The organism is Pseudomonas sp. LBUM1658, from assembly GCF_059716055.1.
On record NZ_CP166798.1, the window covers coordinates 3,666,534 to 3,691,032 of the forward strand.

Genomic DNA, 24,499 nt, shown 5'->3' on the forward strand with positions numbered 1-24,499 from the left:
CTTTCGCTCGCAAACCCTTGATTTTAGATGGTGCCCGAAGCCGGAATCGAACCGGCACGCCCTTACGAGCGGGGGATTTTAAGTCCCATGCGTCTACCAGTTTCGCCATTCGGGCGGTAGCGCGGTAAGCGATCTGCAGCACTTTAAATAACAATAAGGTAGCTTTAGCGCTTGTGCAGCAAAGGAAGAAATATATACATCCCTTCCCTTCGAAGCAAGTTTGTCGACGTCAAATACCAGACAAAATCTTGCACTGAAGCTTAAATAAAAAAGCTCCGTAAATCATAGATCTACGGAGCCTGTTTATGATGGAGGCCGAGGTCGGAATCGAACCGGCGTAGGCGGATTTGCAATCCGCTGCATAACCATTTTGCTACTCGGCCTCAAACGTTCGATGTCATTTCCATCTACATCAAACGTGTACACATTAGAGCTGAAAACAAGACTCTAATCTAGCTCTCAACCCATTGAAATCTAAGGGTTTTTCTAGTTCCTGTAGCAGGAATGGACGCAATTCTGGACCTGTTCGCAGGACATGTCAAGAACCGCCAGAAAAAAAATTAATATCAGGGCAATGGTCCAGTGCCCTGCCCTGCGTCGTCCACCAAACTGGTAACCGGCTGAAATCCTGGCGGAGCAAAGATAACACTACACTTGCGCTGGTAGCGCCAGCTTTTGTGTGTATTGCACCTCGGATGGATCTCTCCTTGAACAAGTCAGTCCCATGCCACGAACCGTCGTAATACTTCTCGCAGTGGTTGCAGCCTTGTACCTTGGGCTTTGTGCCGCTTTATTCGTGTTTCAGCGTACGCTGATCTACTTTCCGCAACCTCGCACCCCGGGCATTTCGGCAACGATTCTCACACTGCCGGTAGCCGACGCCCAGGTGCTGGTTTCAGCCAGGCTTCACGATGGTCCGGATGCATTGATCTATTTCGGCGGCAATGCCGAGGATGTGTCGCGCAACATGCCTGAATTTTCGCAAGCCTTTGTGAGCCAGGCGATCTATCTGCTGCATTACCGAGGTTTCGGCGGCAGCTCCGGATCGCCTTCCGAGGAGGCGCTCCAGCGTGATGCCCTGGCCTTGTTTGACCGGGTCCATGCCGAGCATTCCAATATAACGATTGTCGGTCGCAGCCTGGGCACCGGTATCGCCATTCAACTTGCGAGCCAGCGGCCGGCATCGCGGCTGATCCTGATTACGCCGTACAGCGGCCTGGAAGATCTGGCAGCGATAAAAATGCCGCTTTTCCCGGTGCGCTGGCTGCTCAAGGACAAGTTCGAATCCTCGAAGTATGCCCCGCGCATCAACGTGCCGACCCTGTTGATCGTGGCCGAACACGACGAAATTATCCCGCGGGCCAATACCGATAAACTCTACGGGCAGTTCCTCCCTGGCGTGGCTTCGCTCAAGGTGATTGCCGGTGCCGACCACAACTCGATTTCGCAAAGCCCGGACTATTTGAAGCTGCTCGCCAGCGGGATGCGATAGACCGCAGGCCACCCTGCCGTAACTTGGCAATACGGTCTGCAGCCGGATCAAACCGGACGAGGTCCCGTCAGGGTTTTGCCGACTCGCAATTGACCATCCAACTAATGCCGAACTGATCGACCAGCATGCCAAAACCTTCGGCCCAGAAGGTTTTGCCAAACGGCATGCTGACAGTGCCGCCAACCGCCAACGCATCAAATACCCGCTGCCCTTCAGAAGTATCCTTTACCGCAATGGACAGGAATACTCGTGTCTTGGTGCTGTTGTCGTCACAACCATCACTGGCATACAACAGGCTGTCGCCGAGACGAAAGCTGGCGTGCATGACGCTGTCCGGATCGGGCATCTGCTGCCCGTCGGGAGCTTCCCGGGAACGGAACAGGAATTCGGTTTTGGCGCCAACGGCGGACTCGTAGAATTTCAGCGCTTCTTCACAACGTCCGGCGAAGAACAGGTAGGGAGTGATCTGCATGACGAAACCTCCACTTGGGGCGCACGCCTGGTGCGCGCACTTGCCTGACCACTATAGCAATGCTGGCGGATGCAGTGCCGACGCCGCTCCCAACGGTTCTCCCCAGGTTCGGCCAGGTCATTAGTCCGAATTGCGCTTCCACAACCAGTTCCAGAATCCCGGCAACTGCACGGGTTCGGAACTGTCGCGGACCGTGCGGGCCATGGCAGCACGCTGCAATGCCGATCGATCGTCGTAAAACGGCTTGGCGGCGGTGTTCAGGCCCGTCTCGCGGGCACTGTCGAGCAGGATCTGCAGATACTCCTGCATATGTCGGGAGGTGTAGCGATTGAGGTCGTGAAAGGTCACCACCACCGGAATGGCCGCATCGACCGTCGGCAACTCACCCGCGGCGATTCGCTCGCGGACCTCGGATAACTGCCTGAGCATGTTCGAACGTCTGCGCAGGCTGAAGTTGTAGCCCCAGATTTTTCCGTCATTGGCGCTCAGATCGGTCAGCAACACATGCAGGCCATGGCGCTGATACGCGGCGAAGGTGCGTTTGTCGTAATTCCAGAATGGCGGGCGCACCAGCGTCGGCGCCGCTCCGGTGATCGTGGCAATGTCCGCGCTGCCATTGGTGAGCGACTGTTCCAGCTCCTCCGGGCTCAGCGAACGATGATTGGTATGCCCCGGGGTGGCCGTGTGCAAACCCAGCACATGACCTTCAGCCTGCTCGCGGCCCATGATTTTGCCGCCCAGTTCGCTGCCACCGGCCCGCGATGCCCGAGTCTGCACAAAAAACACCGCCTTGATGCCTGATTGCAGCGGATTGTCGGCAAGGTCGTCGAGAATCGACTGGGTCGGATTGTAAAACCCGGAAGCGCTTGGGCCATCGTCAAAAGTCAGCAGAAAACGGATCGGCGGCTGTGACTGCAAGCGGTGTTCGGTGTGCGGCGTCATTGCGATCGGCTGGCTGATGCAACCGGCGAGTGTGGCTGCGATAGCGATCGCTGATAAAACGGTGACTATCTTTTTCATGTGTTCTGCCTTGGTCCAGGCGCAGACAAATACAGACCATGGACAATTCAAGCAACAAGAAATCAACCGTGCCTGCCATATTTTCGACAGCCCGCCTACCGCCCGGCCCATTCGTAGCGCGGGTATGCCAATTGTTGATATAACTGAATTGACCCGCCGCCATTCAGGCGCAGGTACGACTTGAAGCGGTGACGTCGGCTAGCCCTCTCACGGGGATGACGCTCATGAACTCTTGCCAGGATTTTTTGAAGAAACGCTACGGCTCCCGCACCAACGGTGCTTCGGCCGCCATCGCCCCCCTGCTGCGCCAATACGCCGAGCCGCTGCCGGAACGGAGTTCAGAGGCCTTCGGCAAAATGTTCGACCGTTACGCCGATGCGCGGGTGGTGATGATCGGTGAGGCCAGCCATGGTACCGCCGAGTTCTATTGCGCTCGTGCCGCCATCACCCGGCGACTGATTGAGCAGCATGGCTTCAATATCGTTGCCGTCGAGGCGGACTGGCCGGATGCGGGTCAGGTTGATCGTTATGTCCGCGGGCTGGCACCCACGGCCTGGAAACGTCACATTTTCAGCCGGTTCCCGACCTGGATGTGGCGCAATACCGATGTAAGAGCTTTTGCCCACTGGCTTCATCAGCATAACCACCAGCAAGCGTCCCGGCTGCGTATCGAATTTCGCGGGCTGGACGTTTATAGCCTGCACAACTCCATTCGCGAGGTCTTGAACTACCTGGACCGGGTCGATTCTCAGCTCGCCCACGAAGCACGGCAGCGCTACGGCTGCCTGACGCCCTGGCAGGATGATCCGGCGCTGTACGGCCACTTTGTCGAGCGCGGCGGCGCGATGCCATGTGAGCAGGCGGTGGTCGAGCAGCTCGATATCATGCTGGCGGAACAGTTGGCGGGCCGTGCCCGGGACGATGAAGCCGTCTTTAATGCTACGCAAAACGCCCAGGTCGTTCGGGCCGCCGAGCAATACTACCGAGCCATTTACCGAGGCTCGACTGCTTCCTGGAACCTGCGTGACCGGCACATGTTCGACACCCTGGAGGCGTTGCTCGAGCATCGGGGACCTGAAGCGAGGGCGGTGGTGTGGGCGCACAATTCCCACATCGGCAATGCCGCCGCCACGGAAATGGGCTGGAAGGGCCAGTTCAATATCGGCCAGCTGTGCCGCAGCGCCTACGGCCGCGACGTGGTGCTGATCGGCATGAGCACCGACCGCGGCCAAGTGGCGGCGGCCGATGACTGGGATGGCGAAATGCGCATCAAGACCGTCCTGCCCTCTCGAGCGGACAGTTGGGAGCATCAGTTCGTTGAGGCGGGCGTCGCCGCGTCACTGACCGACTGGCGCGATCCCCAGCGTGAAACGTTGCGCCAGGCTCTCTCCGAGCCGCTGCTGGAGCGGGCCATCGGGGTGATTTACCGACCGGAAAGCGAGCGCAGCAGCCACTACTTCCAGGCGGTGCTCGCCGAGCAGTTCGACGCCATGGTCTGGTTTGAACAGACGCACGCGGTGACGGCCCTGCACCTGCCAAAAAGCCAGGAGCTGGAATCGGAAGACGAAACCTTTCCGTTTGGGGTGTGATACCCGGCAACGGATGAGTGCTTCATTCGGACGGAGTTTTTTTTACCGGTGTGTGCAGATGCACCTCAAACCAGTCGCCCGCCAGTCTGGCAACGGCCTCAAGGGTCCCTGGTTCTTCAAACAGGTGGCTGGCGCCGGTTATGACCTCCAGACGCTGTTCACACTGCAGGGTCTGGGCGCTTTGGCGGTTCAGGCCGAGCACTGTCGGGTCCTGGTCTCCGACGATTTGCAAGGTGGGTGCCTTTACCAAGGCCAGCGCAGCTCCGGCCAGGTCGGTCCGCCCTCCTCGGCTGACCACGGCGTGCACCGCGTCCGGGCGCAGCGCCGCTGCCATCAATGCCGCTGCGGCCCCGGTGCTCGCGCCGAACAGTCCGATGCGCAACGATTGCAATTGCGCGCTGCGCCCTATCCAGTCGATCACCTCTACCAGCCGCCTGGAGAGTAGCGCGATATCAAAGCGCAACTCCCCGGTCAGGTAGTCCACGCGTTGTTCCGGCTCTGTGAGCAGATCGAACAGCAGCGTGCCCAGCCCTCGCTCGGCCAGAGACTGTGCAACCTGCTGGTTACGTGGGCTCGAACGACTGCTGCCACTACCATGGACGAACACCACCAACCCGCTGGCGTAGACAGGCAAACGTAAATCAGCGGCCAACTCGACGTCGGCCAGATCCAGTATTCGATTCTGTGAATTCAGCATTGGATCTACCTCAAGGGATTCCTTACTCCGACTGCAATTCGCGTTGCCAGGCGCGCTGCAGCAGATCAACAACCTCTTTGTCCGAAGTCTGGGTGAAATCCAGATACCAGTGCCCGATCGACATCATCCATTCAGGGATGAGCGGACACACCAGTTCATCCACTTTGCTGCGTAGCACCGCCACGGTCTCAGGCGGCGCCACCGGTACGGCGACGACGATGCGTGATGGCTGTTGCTGGCGCACGGCCTGTACCGCCGCCAGCATCGTAGAGCCGGTGGCCAGCCCGTCGTCGACCAGAATCACCACCTGGTCCTGCAGCTGCAGCGGTGGACGCTCTGGGCGGTAGACGCTTTCGCGACGCAGCAGCTCCCGGGTTTCCCGCTCGACCACTGCTTCAAGGGTGCGTTGATCAATAGGATGAGCCTGCAGCGCTTCCGTATTGAGTACCCGTATGCCGCCACTGGCGATGGCACCCATGGCGTATTCCTGATGAGAAGGAACACCGAGCTTGCGGACCAGCATCACATCCAGGCGCACCTCCAGGGCGGTGGCGATTTCATAAGCGACCGGAACACCGCCGCGGGGCAAGGCGAGGACAATGACATCGGCTCTGCGACGGTATTCGAGCAGTGGCTGAATCAGACTTTGGCCTGCGGCCCGCCTGTCTCTCAGGCCGGTTTGCGAAGACGGATAATAATAGGACATTGAAGACCTCCTGAAGCCGGTAAACCCGATCGATTCGCGTCGCAAGGAGTTGGCTGGATTATTGATCAGCCCTGTCGAACGGAGTCGCGAGCCTACGCATCTGCACACGCTTAACCTCTGCCGCGGTTCCCCACCTTTGATAATATCCAGCACATCTGTATTACATTTTAATGAAGAGCAGGTTTTTTGTGAATTTTACCCGGCGCTGGTTGCGACATCCCCTGGCTTCTCTCGTGAGCCTGACCGGGCTGGTATTGCTGGTGCCACTTTGCACCCGGTTGGCCCTGGGCTGGAACAACCCGTTGGGGTATCTATCGGACCTGGGCATTGGCGGCTTGCTGATCGTGCTGCTGTGCCGGCGCCCATGGTGGCTGGCGTTGCCGGTGCTGATGGTCTGGTGCCTGCTGAACCTGGCGGCAACCGAACTGGTCAGCGCGGTCGGTCGGCTACCGACCCTGGCCGACGTTAACTACCTGATCGATCCGCAGTTTCTGGAGAACTCCACCGGCGGCGACGGCCTTGGGCATCCATGGCTCGCCGGAGCGCTGCTGCTGGCTCTGTTGATCTGGTCAGGGACCCAGTGGCGCGCCAGCCGCCACAAGGCTGCGGCCCTGCCTCGGCATGCCTGGAGCGTGCCGCTGCTGCTCTTGCTGACCCATGGTGGCGTGCAATACCTGCATCCCAGCGAAGCGGATCAATGGCGTCAGTTCAATCTGCCGCACCAGCTGCTGATGGCCGGCCTCGGAGAAAGCCAGACCCACGCCCGGGAATGGTTCGGCGACCCTGAGGTTGATCTCCCACCGCAGATGGCCGGTCTCACCCAGCTCGACCTGAACGGACAAAAGTTGCTGCAAGCCCCCGGGCGCGCACGCAATGTGCTGATCGTCGCTCTGGAAGGCATTCCGGGCGCCTATGTCGGGGTCGACCGCCAGGCGTTGAAAAGTGACTATCAGGAAAACCTGATGCCGCACCTGAGCCGCTGGGCCGAGCGCGGCATGAACACTCCCGACTACGTTCTGCACAGCCACCAGACCATTCGCGGCCTCTACTCCATGTTGTGCGGCGACTACGACAAGCTCGACAACGGCACCCCCAAGGGCGTCGAGATGCTCAACCTGAGCCAGCGCAACCAAGCCTGCCTGCCGGCCCAGTTGCGTCAGCACGGCTTCGCTACCCATTATTTGCAGGGTGCGGGCCTGCGTTTCATGGCCAAAGACAAAATCATGCCGCACATCGGCTTCGACACCACCATGGGTCTGGAGTGGTTCAGCAACCCTGGTTACCTGGATTTTCCCTGGGGCATGGACGACAAGGGTTTTTTCGAAGGAGCGCTGAATTACGTCGAGCAGCTGCGGCAGCATGATCAACCCTGGATGCTCACCTTGTTGACCGTGGGCACCCATCAGCCCTACTCCGCCCCCGAAGACTATCTGCAACGCCATGCCACGCCCAAACAGGCGGCGGTGGGCTATCTGGACGACGCACTCGAGCAGTTCCTCTCGGGCCTCGAACGCCAGGGTGTCTTGCAAGATACCCTGGTGATCATCACCTCCGACGAGTCCCACGGTATCGATGACGTGCGCCTCGCGTCGGCCTGGGGTTTCAACCTGCTCCTGGCGCCGGAGCAGGCCCAATTGCCGAGGGTCAAGACCGGGGTCTATGGCCATGTCGACCTGAGCGCTTCGGTCCTCGACTATTTCGACTTTGCAGTGCCTTCAACCTTGAGTGGGCGCTCTCTGTTTCGCGACTACGCCCAGGGTCGGGAAATCATGTCCTTCACCAACGGCATGCTGCGTTACCACGATGGCCAGGGGACCTTTACCGAATGCGACTTCCAGCAACGCTGCCGACACTACGCCAGTGAGGGGTTTCTCGGCGAGCGCACGGCCTTCCTCGGCCAATCCGGCAGCCAGCGCGCGCGCCAGATCAGCGCACGCGCCGCGGCACTGGATCATTCGCTGCTGCGGACCCAATTGAACCAGCGCTTTCAGTTTGGCAGCACCGACCAGATCCCCCTCCACGAGCGGATCAAGGACGACTGGGCCGATAACCTGATTGGCGCGCAATACCTGGAGATGCCCAAGGGCTCGCAGACGCGGGTGCGGATCAAGGTTCGCTCGGTAGGCACCCAAGAGAATGCCTACCTGCTGCTCAAGGCCAAGGAACTCGAGCAGGATGTGACGCTGGACTTCCCGGCGGAGATCGTGCTGACGCCCGACCAAGAGCTGGAAATGGACTTCGCCTTCGACAATCCGCAAACCCGCAAGGCCTTCTCCTTCCACCTGCTCGGCCATGGGCTGGGCGCCATCGAAGTGAGCGAATTCAGCGTTACCACCGAATCGCCAGAGCCACCCGACGCACTGGACGAAAGTGTGGAGGACGACAGCGCTCAATCAAGCTGAGTCCTGGCGCGGGGTCTGTCCTTTACTGGAGACAGGGACTCACACTCATGCACCTACTCGGCATGCCTGGGCAACGCCATGGATATCAGCGCTGCCAGCAACACAAAAGCGCTCGATATCCACAAGCACGCCACCAGTCCATACACCTGGTAGATCCAACCGGAGAGAACTGTGCCGATCAACCGCCCCATGGCGTTGGACATGTAGTAAAAACCCACGTCCAGCGACACTCCGTCTTCCTTGGCGTAGGAAACGATCAGGTAGCTGTGCAATGAAGAGTTCACCGCGAACAGTGCGCCAAAGACCAGCAATCCACCAATAAGCACCACCGGCCCGGACAGGTCCGTATTCAACCCCAGGGCGATTGCCGCTGGCAGCCCGGCCAGCGCCAGGGCCCAGATAAAAGCGGCGCGACCGTCAGGTACATGCCCTCGCCGCTTGCCAGTGATCCTCGGCGTGAAGGATTGCACGACGCCGTAGCCAATCACCCACAGCGCCAGAAACCCGCCGACCTTCCAGAAATCCCAGCCAAAGACGCTGCTCAGGTAAACCGGCAAGGCCACCACGAACCAGACATCGCGGGCACCGAACAGAAACATTCGCGCCGCCGAGAGGATATTGATCGCCCGGCTCTTGGAAAGGATTTCGCGAAACCTGGGTTTAGCCTTGGCCTTGCCCAGATCCTTCTTCAGGAACATCAGACTGCCGATCCAGATCAGCGCCAGAACGGCGGCCATGGCCAGCACCGCGCCCTTGAAGCCCAGCAGCGCCAGCAAGGCCCCACCGAGAAAGAATCCGACACCCTTGAGTGCGTTTTTCGAACCGGTGAGAAGCGCCACCCATTGATAGAGCTTGCCCTGTTGACCGTCCGGCACCAGCAGCTTGATCGAGCTTTTGGCGCTCATCTTGTTCAGGTCTTTGGCGATTCCCGACAACGCCTGGGCACCCATCACCCAAGGGATGCTCAGCCAGGCCGCTGGAACCGTCAGCATCAACAGGGCCACGACCTGAATCGCCAGGCCGATGTTCATGGTCCGGTTCAAGCCCAACCGGGCACCGAGATATCCGCCAAGCAGATTGGTGATCACCCCAAACAATTCATAGAACAGAAACAGCGCGGCGATTTGCAGCGGGCTGTAGCCCAGGGCGTGAAAGTGCAGCACCACCAACATGCGCAGGGCACCGTCGGTGAGGGTGAAGGCCCAGTAGTTGCCGGTGACGAGCAGGTACTGCCGCACTTCTGGAGCGAGGGTTGACAGCACCTTATTGATCGCCCCCTTCGACTGCCAGACCAACCATCCTGGCCAGTTCGACAGTGCGGTTGGCATAGGCCCATTCGTTGTCGTACCAGGCATAGATTTTCACCTGGGTGCCATTGATGACCATGGTCGACAACGCATCGATGATCGCCGAGCGCGGGTCGGTACGGTAATCGATCGAGACCAGGGGTCGCTCCTCGTAGCCGAGGATGTCCTTGAGTTCGTTTTCCGAGGCGCTCTTGAGCAGTTGATTGACTTCCTCGACGGTGGTGACGCGCTCCACTTCGAATACACAGTCGGTCAGCGAAGCGTTGGCCAGTGGCACCCGTACCGCATGGCCATTCAGGCGTCCGCGCAGTTCCGGGAAAATTTCCGCAATGGCGGTCGCGGAGCCGGTGCTGGTCGGGATCAAACTCATCCCCGAAGCACGGGCACGCCGCAAATCCTTATGGGGCTGATCGAGGATGCTCTGGGTGTTGGTCAGATCATGAATGGTGGTGATCGAGCCGTGGCGGATGCCGAGCTTCTCGTGGATCACCTTGACCACCGGAGCCAGACAGTTGGTGGTGCACGACGCGGCGGTGACAATCGGATGCGCGGCAGGCTCGAACAGCTGGTGATTGACCCCCATGACGATGTTCAACGCGCCCGCTTCTTTGACCGGGGCACTGACTACCACGCGCTTCACGCCTTGGTCGAGGTAGCCCTGGAGCACGGCAACGGTCTTCATCTTGCCACTGGCCTCGATCACCAGATCGCAACCTGACCAATCGGTATCGGCAATCGCTTTATTGGCACTGACCTTGATCCGCTTGCCGTCGATGACTACACAGCTGTCCTCGGCGCTGGCCTCGTGTTGCCAGCGACCATGCACCGAGTCGAAATTCAGCAGGTGCGCATGGGTCGCCGCGTCACCTGCCGGATCGTTGATCTGCACGAATTCAAACTCCGGCCAGCCCCAGGCTGCCCGCAGCGCAAGACGGCCGATCCGACCAAAACCATTGATGCCAACGTTGATAGCCATGTTGTTGTGCTCTGAATCTGTTGTCAGTGGGAGTTCGGCCGGGGGCGAACTTGCCGATGTATTCGATAGGGGGTTGGATGCTGAAGCCGGTGAACCCTTGATTATGGTTCAACAGCAAGCAGCGACGCGCTGCGGCCGGTCGCCCATTTCATCGAGGCGTTTCGCATCAGGGCTTAGCCAGTGTTGGTTGGCCTGCAGTGTGGTGCTTAGAACGCCTTGCACCCAATCCGGCAGGTCCGGATGCAGTCGATAATAAACCCATTGGCCTTGCCGACGATCCATCAGCAAGCCGCAATTGCGCAGCTGGGCCAAGTGCCGGGAGACCTTGGGCTGGCTCTCATTCAGTGCACAGGTCAACTCACAGACGCAGAGCTCTCCCTCGAGGGTGATGAGCAGCATCATGCGCACCCGGTTGTCGTCGGCGAGGCATTTGAAAACGGTGGTCGGGGTCAGGTGATCAGCCATTGCAGTTCTCGGTGTCTGGATTTCATCAGGATGCACGGCTAGATGCGTCCATGACGAAGTCTTCGTTTACATATGGTTTCTCGAATATATGATTTTTCGCATGTAAGGTAAACCTTTTTGCTCGCCCCTTTTTCGTTTGAGCTGGAATCTTTCGCGACTGTACCGCCGTCTTCGCGAGCAGGCTCGCTCCCACAAAATCAAGATCAAAAGATCGCAGCCTGCGGCAGCTCCTACCGGGGATTGCAGGCACCCACAACATCGCAGGTGTATGCGGTCAGCGTAGGAGCTGCCGTAGGCTGCGATCTTTTCGGCGGCTACCGCGCGGGGAGCCCGGTGAACCAAGCGATCAGCGGGTCGACCGCCCAAGCCCGCGCAACACCGGTGGATTCTCCTGCGCCCCGGGCGCACTCACGCGTTCCGCAATACGGAATGTTCGTGATTTCTCCTTGTTGATCGAAGATCCGCGACCCAAACTCAAACCCATAAAAACAAGCACACCGTTCGAGGAAACAATCATGGATCAACATGCACTGAATGCCATCAGGGCCTGGAACCAGCGTCAGCGCCCCGATTACCAACTGATCACGGTCAAGGCGGTCAACCCCTCGATCGGCGCAGAAATCCTCGGAGTCGATCTGTCCGAACCGATCAGCCCGGCCCTGTTCGCCGAAATCAATACCGCGCTGAACGAGCACCACGTCATCTACTTCCGCGACCAGCATTTGTCCGACGAAGATCACAAGCGTTTCGGCCGTATGTTCGGCAACTTGCACTCGCATCCGTACCATGCCGCCAAGGCGAAAGCCAAGGCGGCGGGCGATGAAGCAGCAGTTGCCATGAATGTGCTGTACGGCGCTGGCGACGACCCCGAGATTCTCAAGATCAAGGCCGACGAGACCAGCAAGAACGTCGCTGGCGAAGGCTGGCACACCGACGTTACTTGCGACGCACAGCCACCGATGGGCTCGATGCTGTACATCACCCAGGCACCAGAGGGTGGCGGCGGCAACACCATGTTCCTCAACATGCACCTGGCCTACGAGACCCTGTCGCCGACAATGAAGGGCTTCCTCGAAGGGCTGACCGCGATTCACAGCGGTGCCAAGCCCTACACCAGTTTTTACGACATGAAGGTGCCGGAAGGCGGCTGGCCGCAAGCCGAGCATCCGGTGGTGGTGCGCCATCCCGGAAACGGTCGCAAGGCGCTCTACGTCAACAAGGGCTTCACCCTGCGTATACCGCAGTTGTCACCCCATGAAAGCGATGCGCTGCTGAACATGCTCTACGAGCACTGCGCGACGATGCCCGAGTTGCAATGCCGGGTCGACTGGACGCCGAACATGCTGACCTTCTGGGACAACCGCTGCACCCAGCACCATGCGGTATGGGACTACTTCCCGAACCGCCGCTACGGTCAACGTGTGTCGATTATCGGCGAACGCCCCACGGCCTGAGGCGGTGATAACGATGGACGACGAACGCGGGAAAAAGCCTGATTCAGCTGCGATAGAGCCGATCAGCCGAGCCCTGCGGATACTCGAGGCCCTCAATCGTCGTCCGCTGACGACGATCGAGGATCTGCATCGCGATACCGGCCTGCCCAAGCCGACCCTGGTTCGCCTGCTGCAGGCGCTGATGGCCGACGGCTACGTCACCCAGGTATCGCGCACGGCCGGTTATCGCCTTGCCGCTCGGGTGCTGGCCTTGACTTCAGGTTATCACCCGCGCGACTTGCTGGTGGACCTGGCACAACCGCTGATGGATCGCTTCACCCGGCAGTACAAATGGCCGTTGTATCTGGCGACACCGCAGGACATGACCCTGTGGATGCGCTACACGACCGCCAACCTGAGCTCGATCGCGCCGGATTATCTGTCGGGCTATCACTACCGTTTTTCGCTGGTGGTCTCGGCGCTCGGCAAGGCCTACCTGGCCTATTGTCCGCGTGCCGAGCGGCGCCTGCTGCTCGCCCCGCTGCTGGGAGTTCCCGACGTGGAGGATGGACAGGTGCGCGATCAGGCTTCGGTCGATGCCCTGCTGGCCGAGGTCAAGGCCAAGGGTTATTCGACTACCGGCTCGATCCAGGACGACCGTGGACGGGGTATCGCCGTCCCCCTGCGGGAGGGTCGACGGATCATCGGTGCAATCAGCATGCGGCATTTCCGCTCGGCGTTGAGCGAAGCCGAGGTGGTGAAGCGTTTTCTCGGGCCCCTGAAGGATCTGAGTATCGAAATCGGCCGTGAACTGCAAAAAAACAAAAAGGCCCAGGCGAGCGCGGCGACATCCTTAGCGCCCCTCCCCGGCCAGAGGAAACAATCATGAGCAAGACAGTCGTAATCACGGGCGTCTCCACCGGCATCGGTTTTGCCACGGCGCAAATGCTGATCGCACGCGGATATCGCGTGTTTGGCAGCGTACGCAAGGAGGCCGATGGCATACGAGTGCGCGAACAATTGGGCGAGGCCTTTACCCCGTTGCTGTTCGATGTCACCGACACCGCCGCCTTGCCTGCGGCGGTGGCCCAGGTACAGGCGGCAGTGGGTGAAGATGGTCTGGCCGGGCTGATCAACAACGCCGGCGTAGCCCCGTCGGGGCCGATGATGCACACCTCATTGGATGAGGTCCGGCAAGCCTTCGAGATCAACGTCTTCGGTTTGCTGGCCGTGACCCAGGCGTTCCTGCCGCTGCTTGGCGCGCGTGCCGGTGCCCGGCATCCACCGGGACGCGTGGTCAATCTCAGCTCCATCAGCGGCGGCGTGGCTTTCCCGCTGGTGACGCTCTACGCGATGACCAAGCATGCGGTCGAAGCCCTCTCCGATGGCATGCGCCGGGAGCTGTCGATCTATGGCATCACGGTCAGTGCCCTGGAACCCGGAGCGATCAAGACCCCGATCTGGGACAAGAGTCCGCAGCAACAAGCCGACGGTCGCTTCGCTCATACCGACTACGCAGACGCCATGGCCGGCATGCCGGCCTTCGTCGCCAAGGAATTGAAGAACGCCAAGCCGATGCAGGTAGTGATCGATGCCATCCGCCATGCACTGGAGGCGCCACAGCCCAAGCCACGTTATCCGCTGGTCGGCCTGTGGTACCTGCGCAACTTCATCCCCGATCGTTTGCTTGATCGCCTGACCATCCGCCTGGCCGGGCTCAAGCCGGTGCGCTAAGGCGCATTTGCGCAGTATCCAGCACAGAGTACATACCATGAATCTATTCACATACCCGCGCGCAGTCGGCGAAGCGTGGCTGGTCGGCGTGCGTGGCAACTGGCCCGGCATCCTGCTCAGCATCGTCGTCGCCATCGCCTCGACCTTCATCGCCGACGCCCGCGGCGGCCCTGCGCTGCTGTATGCGCTGTTGCTGGGCATGGCCTTGCATTCGGTCACCCTGCAAAGCAGCGCCAAACCCGGTATCGACTTCGCGGCGCGGCGCATTCTGCGGCTCGGCGTGGCACTGCTTGGCGCCCGCATTACCCTGGAGCAGCTCGGCGGTCTGGGCTGGTACAACGGCGCGCTGATCGTTGGGGGAGTGCTCGCCACCATCGGTTTTGGTGTGCTGATGAGCCGGGTATTCGGACTGGACCGCCGATTGGGCATCCTCACCGGTGGCGCCACGGCGATCTGCGGTGCCTCGGCGGCGATCGCCATCGCGGCCGTGTTGCCGCGCGACGAGAAATCGGAGCGCGAGCTGATTTTCACCATTGCCGGGGTCACGGTGCTCTCGACCCTGGCGATGATTCTCTACCCGGTCATCGTCAAACTGCTCGGCCTGGCGCCAGACCAGGCGGGCATATTTCTCGGTGGGACCATCCACGACGTGGCGCAGGTGGTGGGTGCCGGGTACAGCATTTCCCATGAGGTCGGCGACTATGCTGTGTTGACCAAGATGCTGCGCGTGGCGCTGCTGTTGCCAGTAGTGATGGCCCTTACCGTTGCCGTGCGGCGGCGCAGTAAAAATGCCGAGCGCCAATGCAACGATCCGCTGCTGCCGCCCTTCCTGATCGGCTTTGTCATCCTGGTCGTGGTCGGCAGCCTTGGCTGGATTCCGCCGTCTCTTGGCGCGGCGATGAACGAGGTTTCACGCGCCTGCCTGGTGATCGCCATCGCGGCCGTCGGCCTGAAGACCTCGCTGCTGGATATTCGCAAGGTCGGCCCGCGCGCCGCACTGCTGCTTGGCAGCGAAGCGCTGTTCCTGGTCGGATTCGTGTTGCTGGTGCAGAAATTCCACTAACTCTCGGAGAACAACAAAATGAAGACGGGAACCAGCACTATTGAGCACATGGATACGGCAACGCCGGTGCCAGGGCGTTATTACGTACTGGGGCTGCTCTGGTTGACCTATACCTTCAGCGTCCTCGACCGCTATGTGATGGGTATCCTGGTGGAGCCGATCAAGCGTGACCTGGGCGTGTCCGACAGCATGATGGGCTTTCTGTCCGGGACTGTCTTCGGACTCTTCTACGCTACGCTGGCGATACCGGTGGCGATGCTGGCCGACCGCTCCAACCGCCGCAACGTAGTCGCCGCTTCGCTGTTCATCTGGTCGCTGTGCACCATGTTTTGCGGCATGGCCAACAACGCGCTGCAACTGGCGCTGGCGCGGATCTTCGTCGGAGTCGGTGAAGCGGGCTCGACACCACCGGCCCAATCGCTGATCGCCGACCTGTTCCCGCCGAGCGAGCGTGGCAAGGCGGTCGGGCTGTTTGCCAGCGGCGGCAGCCTCGGCATGGTGCTGGCGTTTACCTTGAGCGGGCTGATTGCCGGCTACTGGGGCTGGCGCTGGGCCTTCATTCTGCTGGGTGCACCCGGAATCCTGCTGGCAGCGCTGATGTTTTTGACCACCCGCGAGCCGATGCGTGGCCAGACAGATCCAGCCGGGCAGGCAAAGGCCAAGGAAGCCGCGCCGCCGTTGGCCGAAGTGTTGCGCTTTGTACTCGGCAACCGCGGTCTACTGCATCTCGTCGCAGCCGTCACGCTGGTGGTAACCAGCAGCAGCGTACTGGCCTTGTGGGTGCCGGCTTACCTGATCCGCAATTTTCAGGTCGGCGCGGCGCAACTGGGTCCGGCGCTCGGGCTGGTGCTCGGCGTCGCGGGGATGGTGGGGACCATTGCGGTGGGCTGGGCCTCCGATCGCTTATCGCGGCGCAAACCCTCCCGTCGGGTGTTGATCGGTGCGGTTATCCAGATGTTGGTGTGGCCGTGCATGATCGGGGTACTGCTCGCGGGCGACTATGCCACCGCGCTGTGGTTGATGGTGGTGCCGGGCTTTTTTTCCTATGCCCCGGTGGTCTTGAGCTGGGTCATCCTGCAGAACCTTTCACCGCCCCGCATGCGCGCCACCATCATTGGCATCGGCGTACTCGTCGCCAACATCGGCGCACTGGTGATCGGGCCGCAACTGGTCGGCCTGGCCAGCGACCTGCTGGCCAACGGCGATGCCACCGCGGGCTTGAGAAACGCCTTGCTGCTGTCCGGCCTGCTCTATCCGTGGGCCGCCTTGCACTACCTGCGGGCCACGGCCTTGCTCAAGCACTGAACAAACGCCTATGCCCCCTGACGAGAGGGGGGCTAAAGCGTCCAAAACGGATCATCTTTAAACCATAACAACACGTACTGTCATCGAGTGCTCAAAAACAGGTGGACGAATGAAAACAATAATAATGCTCTCTGTAGTTGCATCGCTGACTGCAATGATTGCAGTCGTTCTACGATTGGACGAGGTCTGGTTCGAGTCGCAGCGCCAGGCCGCGAATGAATGCCAGGTCAATCAATACACATGCTTCAAACCGGCAGTGAGCTTTGCTTCGCTGCATTGATTTTACTTCAGGCTCGCCCCCTGCTACCGACGGCCTGGGTTCGATACTGCGCCGGCGTAGTTGCATGTGCTGTCTTGAATGCCGCCGTCAGGTGGCTCTGGGTGCTGAAGCCACATTCCAGGGCGATGTGCAGAATCGGCAGGTCGGTTTGCATGAGTAGATCACGTGCATGTTCCAGCCGCGCATTCATCACGTAACGATGAGGTGGCATGCCCATGGCGCTCTGGAACAACCGCCGGAAATGCGCCGGACTGACCCCGGCCTGTTCCGCCAGTTGGCTGATCGATAGCTCCTGCGCCAGGTGCTCACGGATGAAGGCCAGTACCGTCTGCAGACGCGCCAGCTGAATGTGCGGTGGATTAATGCCGCTGGTGATATCGGATCGCAGCGCACGGCATACCTGCTCGAGCATGACCGCAGACAACCTGGCCATGAAGCCCCGGTCGGCCTTCTTGCCCAGATTCAGCTCATCCATCAGTTGCCGGGCAGCGGCGCTGACCAGGGCATCACTGAAGGAAAACGGTGCCTGCGCATCAGCGCAGAGCTCGCGCAACAGTTGAAAAACGCCGTCGGTGCGCTCGGGCAAGTAGAACACCGCAAAGTCGACGCTGCCGGAATAGTGCCAATGAGTTGCACAACCTGCGGGCATCAGCAGCGATACGAAAGGCAGCGAGGTCGAGCGCAGCTCACCTTCCATGCCTTCTTGCACCCGTGAGCCGCCGAACTGGGTCAACAGGGCCATGACACCGACCGGAGGTACGACCCGATCGGTCTCATGGAGGAAATAGCGCTCGGCATACAAGGGCATTTCACTGCACAGCATGCCGCCAACCATTGGCAGACCCAGTGCTTCGTGGACTTGCTGTTGCGGATTCATCGGTATCTCGGGATGAGCAGATTTTGACAAATATGACCGCTTTTCAGGTGAGTTGTCGAGGCCTGGAAGAACAATCATTGCACCCATATTCAACCCCCCCGGGTAAACGCCAGGCGGGCCATTTCATCTCCAGTCGAGGAACCGTGATGATCAACTTACACGACACGCTGCAGTTGCCCGCCGTTGGCTTGACCGGCTTTGAAACGCCATTGACCGAAGAAGAATCCGCCATTCAGCAGAGCGTCCATCAGTTTGCCAAAAACGTCCTGCGGCCCATCGGCCAGGAACTCGACAAGATGAGCGCGGCCGATGTCTGCGCGCCAGGCTCGCCGTTCTGGTCGGTGTTTCAGGAAGCCGCAAAACTGGGCCTTGATCCGTCCTTTTTCTCCCAGTTCCCACCCGAAGTCGCGGTACGCCTCGAGTCGCTGATCGGCGAGGAAATGGGCTGGGGCGATGCGGGCCTCGGCACTTCACTGGCAGCGGCCGGCTTTCCCCTGCACATGGCGATGGCTGCCGGCAACCAGGAACTGGTCGATCTCTGCACCGGCAAGGTCGGCTGCTGGATGATCACCCATCCGGACAAGGGTAGCGACATCATGGTTTATGACATGAAGCGCGAGTGGCCCCACGGTCAGCAAGGCAACAAGGGCAGCCTCTGCGCCAAGGTCGGCAAGGACGAAATCGTCATCAACGGTCAGTGCTCGGCCTGGGTCTCCAACGGCGCCGTGGCGCAAGTGGCACTCGCCTATATCGGTGCCGATTACGGCGACGGTTACTTCGATGCCGACGGGCGGCCCCATGGCGTGGCCGTGATCATCCCCCTCGACCTGCCCGGTGTCTCGCGCGGCAAGCCGCTGGACAAGATCGGCCAGCGCGCGCTACCACAAGGCGAAGTCTATTTCGACAACGTCAAAGTGCCGCTGCGTTTTGCGGTCGCACTGCAAGACCAGTACTACGGCAACCAGTCCTCGGCCTGGTCCTACGCCGGCACCCACATGTCGCAATGTTTCACCGGTGTTGCTCGTTCGGCCTTCGAGCTGGCCTTGCAGTATTGCCATGAGCGCAAACAAGGCGGCCAGTTGCTGATCGACCATCAACTCACGCGCTATCGCCTCGGCGACATGCTGCGCCGCGTCGAACTGGCACGCGGGGTGGCGCGCCGCTCGCTGGCCTATGCACGCCTGTCGCCGCAGTCCCATCCCTACGCCACGGCATCAGCCAAGGTCACGGTGACCGAGGAATGCATGAAGGTCGCCAGCGAGGCGCTGCAACTGTTCGGCGGCGCCGGCACCTCGCGCGAATACCCGATCGAGAAGATCTTCCGCGATGCGCGCTCCGCGCTGATCGAAGACGGCGAAAACTACATCATCACCATGCGCGTTGGCCTGTTGTGCCAGCAGCTTTATGCCGAGGGTTGGTCGCAGAACTGACCCCGGCAAACTACCCAGCAACCCTCAAACAACAAGAGATACTCGAAAATGGCTAAATACCCTGTAGTTGTCTATGGCGCCAGTGGCTACACCGGCATGCTGACCATGGACTGGCTGATCGATCAGAACATTCCATTCACCGCCGTGGCGCGCAACGCCGGGCGCGTGCACGAAATGATGGCGCAGCGCGTGGTGCGCCTGGAGTCCGCCACCTATGAAGTCATCGAGGCCGAACACACGGTCGAAGCGCTGACCGAAGCCTTCCGGGGCGCCAAGGTGGTTTGCAACACCGTCGGGCCCTTCGTCAAGTTCGGCCTGACCACTGTTGAAGCCGCGCTCAAGGCCGGTTGCCATCACCTGGACACCACCGGTGAACAGGGATACATGCGTGAAGTGCGGGAAAAATTCGGCAAACTCTATGCCCAGGCCGGCCTGCTGGTCTCGCCATCGCTGTCCTACATGTACACCTACGCGGAAATCGCCGCGGAACTGGCGCTGGAAACTCCGGGCATCGACGCGTTGGAAACCTCGACACTGTGCCGTGGCCCGCGCGATGCCGGTGCCGGCGTAACCGTTGGTTCGACGGCCTCCATCTTCGAGTTGTATCGTGCCGAGCAGTGCTACCTGTGGGAGAAGAAACTGGTCCCACACGCCGTCGACACCTCTTTCAACATCGCCTCGCCCGACTTCCTGCAACCGGTCTTTGCCCTGCCGTGGGGTGGCACCTCCTTGCCGGTGTATTTCGAGAACGATCCGCGCGTGCGCTCCTGCGTTTCCTGCGTCGGCTTCTATGACAATAACGTCATGAAGATGGTGCATGCCCTGGGCCAGAAGTGGGAGGTCGAATACAAGCACCTGCCGAAAGAACAGCAGGATGCGGTACTCAAGCAAATCGTCGAGTCGACCACCCCGACCATGCCGCCGCGCGAGCGCACCACCACCGTGCGCATGGTCGACACCGCCATTGGTCGCGGCCAGCTCTCGGCCGTGCGCGCCTCCGTACATGGCACCACCGCCTACATTGCCACCGGCGCCCTGCAGGTCGCGGCCGCGATCAAGCTGATCGATGGTGAGACCAACAAGGTCGGTTTCGCGTCCGGTTCCAAGGCCTTCGGTCACCGCTACTTGCTGGGCTTCCTCGAAGAGCGCGGCCTGGCTCGTGCCACCGTTACTCCGCTCTGATCGGCGGCACTGGAGACTTTCATGGCAATAATCGATTTTTACGACCGCGGCTGGGGCATCGACCCGGCCGGTGTCGCCTACATCCAGGGCGAGCGCTCCTATACCTTCGACGAAATCGGCGAACTCTCCTGCCGAGTCGCCAACAAGCTGCTCGCACTGGGCTTGCCGAAGGAAACCAAGGGCGCGATCTGGGCGGGCAATGACGTGACTGCCTGGGCCTGCACCCTGGGCCTGTGGCGCGCGAACATGACCTGGATACCGGTCAATGCGCGCAACTCGATTCAAGAAAACACCTACATTCTCGACGCGTTCGATTGCGAGGTGATGTTCTACCAGCACGACTTCGCGTCGGTCATCGCTGACCTTCGCCCTGTTCTGCCGAAAATCAGGCACTGGATCTGCATCGACGCCACCGACGTGGATGCGCCTTCGCTTGAAACATGGACGGCAGGACAGCCTTCAACGCGCCCCGAAGTGCCCTATGACATGGACGATGTGGTGATGCTCTCGCCGACTGGCGGCACCACCGGCATGCCGAAGGGCGTGATGAATACCCATCGCAGCACGCAAACCTTCATCGCCCATTTCATGCTGGCCTGCGCGTATCGCGATGGACTCAAGCCGGTGAATATGGCCGCCGCGCCGATGACCCATACCGCAGGGCTGCTGGCGGTTCCCTGCACGGCGCAAGGTGGCACGGTAGTCGTCCTCCCAAAGCCTGATCCGGCGCTGATGCTGGCGTCCATTTCGCAACATAAGGTCAGCGAATTTTTTCTGCCGCCGACGGTGATTTACAAACTGCTGGAAATCCCTGGCATCGAATCGGTCGACCTGTCCTCGGTCAAATTCCTGTTGTACGGCGCCGCACCGATGTCGGTCGAGAAGCTGAAAAAAGCCATCGAAGTCTTCGGCCCGATCATGGCCGGCGGCTACGGCCAGACCGAGGCCCCGGCGAGCATTTCCTACCTGCGTCCCGACGAGCATCTGGTTAACGGCGAACTCGCCAGTGACGGTCGCCTGTCCTCGGTCGGCCGGCCTAATCCGCTGGTCCGGGTCGAAGTGATGAACGATGCCGGGCAGATTCTTGCGCGCGGCGAAACCGGCGAAATCTGTGTGCAAGGCGACCTGATCATGAAGGGCTATTACCAGCAGCCGGAGATGACCGCACAGGCCATTGTCGGCGGCTGGTTGCACACCGGCGACATCGGTCATATCGACACGGAAGGTTATCTGCATCTGACCGATCGCAAGAAGGACATGATCATTACCGGCGGCTTCAACGTCTATCCCAGCGAAGTCGAGCAAGTGCTCTGGAGCCATCCAGCGGTGCAGGACTGCGCGGTGATCGGCGTGCCCGATGAGAAATGGGGCGAAGCGGTCAAGGCGGTGGTCGAGCTCAATCCGGGCCACAGCATCACGGCGCAAGAACTTATCGCACTGTGCAAAACCAGGCTCGGCAGTGTGATGGCGCCCAAATCTGTCGACTTCATCACCAGCCTGCCGCGCAGTCCCGTGGGCAAGGTGCTGAAGAAAGACCTGCGCCAGCAGTACTGGGAAAACTCCACCCGCAACATCTGAGGTTTGCAAGGTATGCCGATGAACATGACGCTGCTCGATATGTCGTGGTTTCCACTGGAGTCCAGGACTATTCCCGTGCACGGAGGGTTTCTGCACGTTTTCACTCCGCCGTCAGGGGCCAGGGCTGATTACAGCCGTCGACTGCTGGCGACGATGAAAAAACGTGCCGTCGGCGCACCGTTCAACCTCCGGCCGCGGCTCCGGCTTGGCGGCCTGCCCTACTGGGAGGAGGTCGAGGTTGACCTCGACAACCACCTGGTCGAGCTGCGCTTGCCGGCGCCAGGCAACGATCAGCAATTGCGCGACGCTGCAGCGCAAGCGATGCACGAACCGCTGTCATGGTCGTTGCCATTGTGGCGCTGCCATTGGATCGAAGGCCTGGAAGGTGGGCGCTTCGCCTTTTTGCTGGTCGCCCATCATTCGCAATGGGATGGCATGGCGATATTTCGCCTGATGGGTGAAACCATGTCGCAGTCCGCGCAACGAAAAACCATTCGGGCGCCGTGGCAAGGCGTATCGACCTGGCTGCAACAGGTTGTACCGGACCAGGAAAGGAAGGCACGCCCGTCTGCCCTGCGCCGGGTGCTGGGCACCGTGTGTGGCGCTACTCGCGCGGCAACCGATATGCGCAAGGTGTACTTACGGCAAAGCCTGCGATTGATCACCGGCAAAGGCGGAATCGCCCTGCCCCTGGCTGCACCTGAAACCCGCCTGGAACGTCATGGTTCAGGAGAGCGTACTTATGGCTTGGTACGTTTCCCGGTAACACAGGTCAAGGCGCTGGCCAAGGCAACGGGGTGTTCGTTCAACGATGTCATGACCACGGTGATCGACGACGCCTACACCACTTATCTGGAAGAATCGGGCAAGCCGGCAACCAGGCCGCTGGTGGCCATAGTGCCGATGGCCCTCAAGGTCGCCGGTGCCGGTAACCAGCTTTCCGGTGCGCTGGTTACCCTCGGAACACCGGGCAGCGATGCTCGCACTCGCCTGGCCAGCATCAGTGGGGCCATGAGCCGCGCGAAAAAGGATATCGGCGCGATGAGTCCGGCCGGTGCCAAGCTTTACGCCATGATCAACATGGGGATTGCCGCGTTGCCGGACATGTTGCGCGTCGGCGAGCGTTTTCCGGCGACGGCCAACCTGCTGATTTCCAATCCATTCGGCCTGCCGCAGCCGTTGTACCTGAACGGCAGCCGGCTCGATTACTTCCTACCCATGATGGGCCCTTCGCTGGGGGCGCGGCTGATGGTGGGTATCTGGACCTATGCCGACGAAACCTTCATGTCGCTCACCTCGCTGCGCTCTGTGGTGCCCGATGTCGAACGGCTGGTCTGGCTGGTGCAGCAAACCTTTGACACCCTTGAACAGGTGCTCGGCGACGGCCCGAACCAGAGGCTGCCGGCGCCGGTGAAAGCGCCGAAGAAGAAAGCCGCTGCAGCCGCCCGCCGGCCGGCCGCACGTAATGCGGGGCTGGCATGAGCCCTGCTCTGAATTGCGCCCCGCCGCTACCGAACGCGCCACGCCCCTTGAGTCTGCGGGCGCGGTTGCTGCTGTGGTTCTACCGGCACATCGTCAAGGCCCGCCTGGCCAAACCCATGGAACTCGCCAAGGTCCAGGCGCTACTCACCAGGCTGGATCGCTGGCTGGGCGGCGGCGGCAGAGGTTTCAACCGTGAACACATCAGTGCCCACGGGGTTGCCGCCGACTGGATCGGCGTCGACGCAATCAAGTCGGGGCGCGTCATCCTCTATCTGCATGGCGGCGGCTTCATGTTCCGCACGCCGCGCCTGCATGCCCGGCTGGCCGCACGACTGTGCCTGACCCTCGGTGCCCGGGCGTTGATGCCGCATTATCGGCTGGCGCCCGAGCACCCGCTGCCGGCCGCGCACGAGGACTGCTTTGCGGCCTATCGCTGGCTGCTCGAGCAGGGTCAGGATCCGGCACGGATTATCGTGATCGGCGATTCCGCCGGTGGCTTACTGACGCTGGCCACCTTGCAGCGAATTCGTGATGCCGGCCTGCCCTTGCCCGCCTGCGCCGTGATGTTTTCGCCTGGCACCTGTATCGATTCCATCCGCCGGCTCGATGCGCGGGCGACCGCTGACGACCCGATGATCGGCGCCGGTGCACTCGAGTTGTTGCAGCGAGTGGTGGTCGCTGAGGTCGCCGCCCACGACCCCGGCGTGTCGCCCTGTGCCGCAAGCCTGCACGGGTTGCCGCCACTGCTGTTGCAAGTGGGCAGCACCGAATGCTTGCTGCATCAATCGCAAATCGCCGTTGCGCAAGCGCGGAACGCTGGAACCCACGCCGAGCTGCAAGTCTGGCCACAGATGCCGCACGTCTGGCAGGCCGTGCACTGGCTGCCGGAAGCACAGCAGGCACTGGCCTGCGTCGGCGAGTTCGTCGAGCGTCACTCGCAGCAACCAGCAAGCGCCTCTCGCTCTCCAACATCAACCGCGCCGCAGGTTCGAACCTGACGCCGGTCAAC

Annotated in this window: 21 protein-coding genes and 2 tRNA genes; 13 read left to right on the forward strand and 10 right to left on the reverse strand. The window is 60.8% G+C overall.

Annotated elements, in window-relative coordinates:
• Positions 1–28: 28 nt before the first annotated feature.
• Positions 29–115, reverse strand: a tRNA-Leu gene (locus ACA064_RS16780).
• 194 nt (positions 116–309) lie between these two features.
• Positions 310–383: transfer RNA gene (locus ACA064_RS16785), tRNA-Cys, on the reverse strand.
• Between the two features lie 341 nt (positions 384–724).
• Here ACA064_RS16785 and ACA064_RS16790 point away from each other — a divergent pair.
• Positions 725–1,492 (forward strand): alpha/beta hydrolase, encoded by a 768-nt coding sequence (locus ACA064_RS16790; RefSeq protein ID WP_497669118.1) that lies wholly within the window; start codon positions 725–727, stop codon positions 1,490–1,492.
• A 67-nt stretch (positions 1,493–1,559) separates the two neighbouring features.
• On the opposite strand, the gene ACA064_RS16795 is transcribed toward ACA064_RS16790, so the two are convergent.
• Together ACA064_RS16795 and ACA064_RS16800 are read right to left on the reverse strand one after the other, a co-directional pair.
• The gene (locus ACA064_RS16795; RefSeq protein WP_497669119.1) at positions 1,560–1,964 is read right to left on the reverse strand and encodes a VOC family protein; all 405 of its coding nucleotides are present in this window, start codon (positions 1,962–1,964) and stop codon (positions 1,560–1,562) included.
• 120 nt (positions 1,965–2,084) lie between these two features.
• Positions 2,085–2,984, reverse strand: coding sequence for a polysaccharide deacetylase family protein (locus ACA064_RS16800; RefSeq protein ID WP_497669120.1), 900 nt, complete (start codon positions 2,982–2,984; stop codon positions 2,085–2,087).
• Positions 2,985–3,208: 224 nt separating this feature from the next.
• On the opposite strand from ACA064_RS16800, the gene ACA064_RS16805 reads away from it, so the two are divergent.
• Positions 3,209–4,573: an erythromycin esterase family protein gene (locus ACA064_RS16805; RefSeq protein WP_497669121.1), complete on the forward strand. Its 1,365-nt coding sequence runs from the start codon at positions 3,209–3,211 to the stop codon at positions 4,571–4,573.
• Positions 4,574–4,595: 22 nt separating this feature from the next.
• Here ACA064_RS16805 and ACA064_RS16810 read toward each other — a convergent pair whose 3' ends face one another.
• Positions 4,596–5,270 carry a dienelactone hydrolase family protein gene (locus ACA064_RS16810; RefSeq protein WP_497669122.1) on the reverse strand — a complete coding sequence of 225 codons (675 nt, stop codon included), beginning with the start codon at positions 5,268–5,270 and terminating at the stop codon, positions 4,596–4,598.
• A 22-nt stretch (positions 5,271–5,292) separates the two neighbouring features.
• On the reverse strand, positions 5,293–5,976 hold the full coding sequence (locus ACA064_RS16815; protein ID WP_497669123.1) for a phosphoribosyltransferase: 684 nt from the start codon (positions 5,974–5,976) through the stop codon (positions 5,293–5,295).
• 170 nt (positions 5,977–6,146) lie between these two features.
• On the opposite strand from ACA064_RS16815, the gene ACA064_RS16820 reads away from it, so the two are divergent.
• Positions 6,147–8,378: an LTA synthase family protein gene (locus ACA064_RS16820; protein ID WP_497669124.1), complete on the forward strand. Its 2,232-nt coding sequence runs from the start codon at positions 6,147–6,149 to the stop codon at positions 8,376–8,378.
• Positions 8,379–8,431: 53 nt separating this feature from the next.
• Here ACA064_RS16820 and arsJ read toward each other — a convergent pair whose 3' ends face one another.
• The 3 genes from arsJ to ACA064_RS16835 all read right to left on the reverse strand — a co-directional run bounded on the left by arsJ (position 8,432) and on the right by ACA064_RS16835 (position 11,126).
• Positions 8,432–9,706: an organoarsenical effux MFS transporter ArsJ gene (gene arsJ, locus ACA064_RS16825; RefSeq protein WP_497669125.1), complete on the reverse strand. Its 1,275-nt coding sequence runs from the start codon at positions 9,704–9,706 to the stop codon at positions 8,432–8,434.
• Positions 9,642–10,661 (reverse strand): ArsJ-associated glyceraldehyde-3-phosphate dehydrogenase, encoded by a 1,020-nt coding sequence (locus ACA064_RS16830; protein ID WP_497669126.1) that lies wholly within the window; start codon positions 10,659–10,661, stop codon positions 9,642–9,644. Before ACA064_RS16830 ends, arsJ begins: the two co-directional genes overlap by 65 nt.
• A gap of 108 nt (positions 10,662–10,769) precedes the next feature.
• The gene (locus ACA064_RS16835; RefSeq protein WP_497669127.1) at positions 10,770–11,126 is read right to left on the reverse strand and encodes a metalloregulator ArsR/SmtB family transcription factor; all 357 of its coding nucleotides are present in this window, start codon (positions 11,124–11,126) and stop codon (positions 10,770–10,772) included.
• Between the two features lie 515 nt (positions 11,127–11,641).
• Here ACA064_RS16835 and ACA064_RS16840 point away from each other — a divergent pair.
• Genes ACA064_RS16840 through ACA064_RS16860 form a run of 5 tightly spaced genes read left to right on the forward strand, consistent with a single transcriptional unit; the run spans position 11,642 to position 16,661 of the window.
• The gene (locus ACA064_RS16840) at positions 11,642–12,580 is read left to right on the forward strand and encodes a TauD/TfdA dioxygenase family protein (RefSeq protein ID WP_497669128.1); all 939 of its coding nucleotides are present in this window, start codon (positions 11,642–11,644) and stop codon (positions 12,578–12,580) included.
• A 13-nt stretch (positions 12,581–12,593) separates the two neighbouring features.
• Complete coding sequence (locus ACA064_RS16845) at positions 12,594–13,448, forward strand: helix-turn-helix domain-containing protein (RefSeq protein ID WP_497669129.1); 855 nt, start codon at positions 12,594–12,596, stop codon at positions 13,446–13,448.
• A complete protein-coding gene (locus ACA064_RS16850; RefSeq protein WP_497669130.1) occupies positions 13,445–14,293 on the forward strand; it encodes an SDR family NAD(P)-dependent oxidoreductase in 849 nt (282 codons plus the stop codon). Before ACA064_RS16845 ends, ACA064_RS16850 begins: the two co-directional genes overlap by 4 nt.
• A gap of 37 nt (positions 14,294–14,330) precedes the next feature.
• A complete protein-coding gene (locus ACA064_RS16855) occupies positions 14,331–15,356 on the forward strand; it encodes a YeiH family protein (RefSeq protein WP_497669131.1) in 1,026 nt (341 codons plus the stop codon).
• 18 nt (positions 15,357–15,374) lie between these two features.
• Positions 15,375–16,661, forward strand: coding sequence for a spinster family MFS transporter (locus ACA064_RS16860; RefSeq protein WP_497669132.1), 1,287 nt, complete (start codon positions 15,375–15,377; stop codon positions 16,659–16,661).
• 287 nt (positions 16,662–16,948) lie between these two features.
• On the opposite strand, the gene ACA064_RS16865 is transcribed toward ACA064_RS16860, so the two are convergent.
• Complete coding sequence (locus ACA064_RS16865; protein WP_497669133.1) at positions 16,949–17,818, reverse strand: helix-turn-helix domain-containing protein; 870 nt, start codon at positions 17,816–17,818, stop codon at positions 16,949–16,951.
• A 146-nt stretch (positions 17,819–17,964) separates the two neighbouring features.
• Here ACA064_RS16865 and ACA064_RS16870 point away from each other — a divergent pair, with 146 nt between their 5' ends.
• From ACA064_RS16870 to ACA064_RS16890, 5 genes are read left to right on the forward strand one after another with little or no spacing between them, the layout of a single operon-like run.
• A complete protein-coding gene (locus tag ACA064_RS16870) occupies positions 17,965–19,248 on the forward strand; it encodes an acyl-CoA dehydrogenase family protein (RefSeq protein ID WP_497669134.1) in 1,284 nt (427 codons plus the stop codon).
• Positions 19,249–19,296: 48 nt separating this feature from the next.
• The gene (locus ACA064_RS16875) at positions 19,297–20,430 is read left to right on the forward strand and encodes a saccharopine dehydrogenase family protein (protein ID WP_497669135.1); all 1,134 of its coding nucleotides are present in this window, start codon (positions 19,297–19,299) and stop codon (positions 20,428–20,430) included.
• 21 nt (positions 20,431–20,451) lie between these two features.
• Positions 20,452–22,008 (forward strand): AMP-binding protein, encoded by a 1,557-nt coding sequence (locus ACA064_RS16880; RefSeq protein WP_497669136.1) that lies wholly within the window; start codon positions 20,452–20,454, stop codon positions 22,006–22,008.
• Between the two features lie 18 nt (positions 22,009–22,026).
• Positions 22,027–23,490 carry a wax ester/triacylglycerol synthase domain-containing protein gene (locus ACA064_RS16885; protein WP_497669137.1) on the forward strand — a complete coding sequence of 488 codons (1,464 nt, stop codon included), beginning with the start codon at positions 22,027–22,029 and terminating at the stop codon, positions 23,488–23,490.
• Entirely contained in the window at positions 23,487–24,488 is a 1,002-nt protein-coding gene (locus tag ACA064_RS16890; RefSeq protein WP_497669138.1) for an alpha/beta hydrolase, read from the forward strand. Before ACA064_RS16885 ends, ACA064_RS16890 begins: the two co-directional genes overlap by 4 nt.
• Positions 24,489–24,499 lie beyond the last annotated feature (11 nt).